This window comes from Arsenicibacter rosenii, assembly GCF_001870735.1.
Classification (GTDB): domain Bacteria; phylum Bacteroidota; class Bacteroidia; order Cytophagales; family Spirosomataceae; genus Arsenicibacter; species Arsenicibacter rosenii.
In genome coordinates this window covers 1-2,592 of record NZ_MORL01000094.1, presented here as the reverse complement: position 1 = coordinate 2,592, position 2,592 = coordinate 1, and the positions used below count along the sequence as shown (strand labels likewise).

Genomic DNA, 2,592 nt, shown 5'->3' with positions numbered 1-2,592 from the left:
GCGTACGTTGTCGCCGAGCATGATGAGCCGCCCTTTGCTATCCTGCACCATTTCATGACAGTTGAAAACAGGAGTGCTGTTGACACTGATTTTTGCCCAGCCTTTGTCGACCTTATACTGAAAGCCGTTATGGCCGATAATAAGGTCATCCAGGGCCGTTTTAAACGGCGAATGCGCATGATGGAATAAATCAACCGCACCGGGGCCCAGCGAGGCTGCCAGTGTGCTTTTACGAAGAAAATCTCTGCGGGTTGTCATCTGATCGTGTTTTGTCAGGGTTTAGGTCTGTCTGTAGTTCCGGTATATTGAGATTAGCTCAGAATGCCTTTAACGACTTTACCATGCACATCGGTGAGCCGGAATCGGCGCCCCTGGTATTTGTAGGTCAATTGCTCATGATCGACGCCGAGCAAGTGGAGCAAGGTTGCCTGAAAATCGTGCACATGCACCGGATCTTTAATGATGTTGTAGCTAAAATCATCTGTCTGTCCATAAGATAAGCCCGCTTTGACGCCTGCCCCTGCCATCCACATGGTAAAGCAGCGCGGGTGATGGTCGCGGCCGTAGTCGGTGGCGGTTAGTTTTCCCTGCGAGTAGACGGTTCGCCCGAACTCGCCGCCCCATACCACCAGCGTATCTTCGAGTAGCCCCCGTCGTTTCAGGTCAATCAGCAGGCCGGCCGTTGCTTGGTCAATCTGTTTACATTGTTTTGTAATATTGCCGGGTAATGACCCGTGGTGATCCCAGCCCTGATGATAGAGCTGTACAAACCGGACGTCTTTTTCGAGCAGCTTACGGGCTAACAGGCAGTTGGCCGCGAAACTACCCTTATCACGGCTGCCGGGGCCATAGAGGTCAAATACGTCATCGGGTTCTTTACTGGTATCCATAACCTCGGGAACGGAAGTCTGCATCCGGAAAGCCATTTCATATTGCGAGATACGGGCATTCACCTCCGGATCGCCCCAGGTTTCGTTCTGAAGCCGGTTCAGCTGGTTCAGGTAAGTCAGCATTTGCGCGCGGTCCTGTCCGTCGTATCCTTCAGGGTTATTCAGAAACAGAACCGGATCATTGCCCGAACGGAATTGTACACCCTGATACTCAGACGGCAGAAACCCGTTTCCCCACAGGCGGGCATATAACGGCTGGTCTTTGGCCGCATCTTTGGAAACCAGGACAATAAAGGCCGGCAAATTCTGATTTTCGGACCCGAGTCCATAGTTAACCCATGAACCGATAGATGGCCGGCCGGGCAGCTGATGACCGGTCTGAAAAAACGTGATAGCGGGGTCGTGGTTGATCTGCTCTGTATACACCGATTTAATCAGGCAAAGGTCATCAACAACCTGGCCGGTGTAAGGGAGCAGGTCACTGACCCAGGTCCGGGTTTTTCCGTATTGTCTGAACGAGTAGGCACTGGGAGCAATCGGCAAAGAGGCCTGATTGGCGCTCATGCCCGTAAGCCGCTGGCCTTTCCGGACCGAATCGGGCAGGGCAGACCCAAGCATTGACCTCAGTCCGGGTTTATAATCAAACGTCTCGAACTGGGAGGGTCCGCCGGCCATAAACAGGTACACAACCCGTTTGGCTTTGGGAATAAGGGGCGTAGCTCCCAGCGATGAATGGCCCAGCAACCCGCCCAGAGCCATGGCGCCCAAGCCCGAAGCCGTTCGTTTCAAAAAGTCACGCCGGTCGAGTTGCTGGTTTAAGGCAGCAAAATCCGGTGTTTGCAGCCGGAAAGGGTCATCGTGATGCGGTGTCATGGGCTATCGTTTGGTTAAGGTTGCATCAGTATTCAGAATCGTATTGGCAACGACCGCGAAGGCCGCCACTTTGGCCGGTTCAAGCGCCGTATCTGTCTTTTTCAGGCCGGTTTTGAGCCAGCCCGTTGTTTTGGCCGGTTTCGCCGCAAACTGTTCATATTGATTCATATACAATTGATCCAGGAGCCTGAGCTCGGCCTGACCAGGTAAGCGGCCGGTCAGTTGCCGGTACGCAAACGTAATGCCGGCCGCCGGGTCTTTTTGTCGTGCCATCTGCTCGCCCAGAACCCGCGAGGCCTCGACAAAAGTTGGATCGTTCAGCGTTACCAGGGCCTGTAGGGGTGTATTCGTCCGTTGGCGGCGAACAATGCAGCTACTGCGTGAAGGGGCATCAAATGTCGCCAGTGTCGGATTCGGAACCGAGCGTTTCACGACAACGTAAAGACTGCGTCGGTAGGCTGCGTCGGTTGTGTCCATTTTGTAGGTCATGCTGTTAATTTNCCCGCCGATCTGCCGGTTCAGCAGACCGCTGGCCAGTAAGGCATTGTCGCGCAGCATCTCGGCTGTCAGGCGGGTCGATGGGCCACGGGCAAGCAACCGGTTTTCAGGATCCCGTTCACGTAGTTCCGGTGGCGTCCGTGAATCCTGACGATAGGTGGCAGACATTACCATGAGTTTAATCAGCCGTTTTACATCCCAGTTATAATCCTGCCGGAACGTAACCGCCAGCCAGTCAAGCAATTCCGGGTGGCTGGGTAATTCGCCCTGATTGCCGAAATCCTCGGTCGTTTTTACCAGTCCGGTCCCGAAGACGTTTTGCCAGTACCGG

General features: G+C 54.2%; 3 protein-coding genes. All 3 read right to left on the bottom strand.

Annotated elements, in window-relative coordinates; translation table 11 throughout:
- A partial coding sequence (locus tag BLX24_RS29940) for a twin-arginine translocation signal domain-containing protein (protein WP_143092900.1) occupies window positions 1–258 on the bottom strand: 258 nt, incomplete at its 3' end.
- Window positions 259–311: 53 nt separating this feature from the next.
- Window positions 312–1,763, bottom strand: a complete 1,452-nt coding sequence (locus BLX24_RS29935; protein WP_071506862.1) for a DUF1501 domain-containing protein — start codon at window positions 1,761–1,763, stop codon at window positions 312–314.
- 3 nt (window positions 1,764–1,766) lie between these two features.
- On the bottom strand, window positions 1,767–2,592 hold an 826-nt coding region (locus BLX24_RS29930), incomplete at its 5' end, for a DUF1553 domain-containing protein (RefSeq protein ID WP_143092899.1).